The sequence below is a fragment of the Tenacibaculum skagerrakense genome (assembly GCF_004345825.1).
Taxonomy (GTDB): domain Bacteria; phylum Bacteroidota; class Bacteroidia; order Flavobacteriales; family Flavobacteriaceae; genus Polaribacter; species Polaribacter skagerrakensis.
In genome coordinates this window covers 1-2,064 of record NZ_SLXM01000027.1, presented here as the reverse complement: position 1 = coordinate 2,064, position 2,064 = coordinate 1, and the positions used below count along the sequence as shown (strand labels likewise).

Here is a 2,064-nt window from a genome sequence, read left to right as displayed (position 1 = left end):
ATGTTAGCTAATGTTGGAGAACACTAGCCAAAGTTAAAAGCGATTTGAAAATTTTATACGTTAAGCAAACGAGACAGAATGCAAATCCTAGCGTTCATAAACAAGAACAACTTTCAGCCAAAAGAGGATAAGTAATTACAAGCTTTAATTGCATTTAGTTTGCGTGATTTGAGTTTGGTGTTAAGCCTTTTTTTAGAAAAAGAACGGGACAGAACGTTAAGCGATAATTGGCTAAAAACTCAAAAAGGTTCTTTCATAGAGTGAAAAATAAGCGGAGTTATCGGAATCAAACAAACAGCGTATCAAACAGAAACTAAGAACCGATAATCAAATAGGAGAGAAGCAGGCAAATTAGCCGACACATAAAACGTTTAGTTCTCTAAAAAAAGGATAGAACTGGAATTACTATTAAAAACCAAAATTTTGAAACTGACTTTTATTAATCAAAAAGAAAGCTACACATCATTTTCGACAGTGTTTGCTAACGTATTTGTGTATGAAAAGTTGCGATAATTTTTAGCAGCAATTTTTCATTCATTTTTCATGATTTAAAATTAGTTATAATTTTTGATTTATAGATAATACAGCTATTTTTTATACACCATGTTAGCTAATGTTGGAGAACACTAGCCAAAGTTTAAAGCGATTAGAAAATTTTATACAGAAAGCAAACGAGACAGAATGCAAATACTAGCGTTTACAAAAAGGAGCAATTTTCAGCCAATGGATTATAAATAATTACAAGCCTTAATTGCATTTAGTTTGCGTGATTTGAGTTTTGTATAAAGCCTTTTTTTAGAAAAAGAACGGGACAGAACGTTAAGCGATCATTTGCTAAAAACTCAAAAAGGTTCTTTCTAGAAGTAAAAAAAATAAGCGGAGTTATCGGAATCAAACAAAAGCGTATCAAACAGAAACTAAGAACCGACAATCAAATAGGAGAGAAGTTGGAAAAAAAGCCAACACATAAAACGTTTAGTTCTCTAAAAAAAGGATAAAACTGGAATTACTATTAAAAACCAAAATTTTAAAACTGATTTTTATTAATCAAAAAGAAAGCTACACATCATTTTCGACAGTGTTTGCTAACGGTTTTGTGTATGGTTAGTTGCGTGTTTAAGCAACTAATTTAACAAAAGTGGACGAGCCAGAGGAAATTCCGAAGGAATTTTCGTAAGAAGGCAACGACCAAAGCAATTAATTATACACGGTGTTAGCACCAGTTTTTTCTATCAGTTCTTTAATTTCCGTTTCAAGTCTTTCGTAATTTCCTTTATCAGCGTCTTCTTTCGTAATTGTGATTTCTTTTCCGTTTTGATCTGTAAATGTTGTCGGAATCATTGCTCCTTGTGAAAAATTAATTATTTCATTACTTGTTGTAATTAAATAATTTGTCGGGAATCCCATTATGTGTCTAAATCCAGAAATATCAATTGTAGTTGCTTCTGATTGTTTTTCTTGAGATGGAATTAAAACAATATCTTTATTATAATCAGGCGCAAGTTTTTCTAATTCCGCTTGAGTATCCCAAAACAAAAGAACAAAATCCACTTTGTCACTATATTTTTCAACTATTTTATTTAACGCTGGCACTTCAAATTTACAAGGCGCACACCAAGATGCAGTAACCTGTAGGAAAAGAGTTTTTTTTCTTTCAGAAGTATTGTAATTAGTGCTATCAACTGTTTTAAATTCATAATCCTTGATATAACTATTCAAAATAAGTGATTTAATTGAGTCTCCATATTTTAAAGCATTCTCGCTATCATTTTTGTCCCAATACTTTTGAGAATCTTCTCTGTATTTTTTTATTTTACTTTCAGTTTCTGAAAATAGTTTTTTCTCAATTTTTGTTTCAGATTGATTTTCGGTTGTTTCTTTTTCTGAATTTTTACAAGAATAAAATATTGTAATTGCTAATAGTAGTAAAAATGTTTTTATCAAAGTTTTTGGTTTTTCAAATTGGTGCTAACGTATTTGTGTATGAAAAGTTGCGATAATTTTAGTAGCAATTTTTCATTCATTTTTCATGATTTAAAATTAGTTATAATTTTTGATTTATAG

At 29.8% G+C, this 2,064-nt stretch carries 1 protein-coding gene; it reads right to left on the bottom strand.

The window, feature by feature from the left end:
- Positions 1 to 1,197: 1,197 nt before the first annotated feature.
- A complete protein-coding gene (locus tag EV195_RS16580; RefSeq protein WP_132796095.1) occupies positions 1,198 to 1,944 on the bottom strand; it encodes a TlpA family protein disulfide reductase in 747 nt (248 codons plus the stop codon).
- Between the last annotated feature and the right edge of the window lie 120 nt (positions 1,945 to 2,064).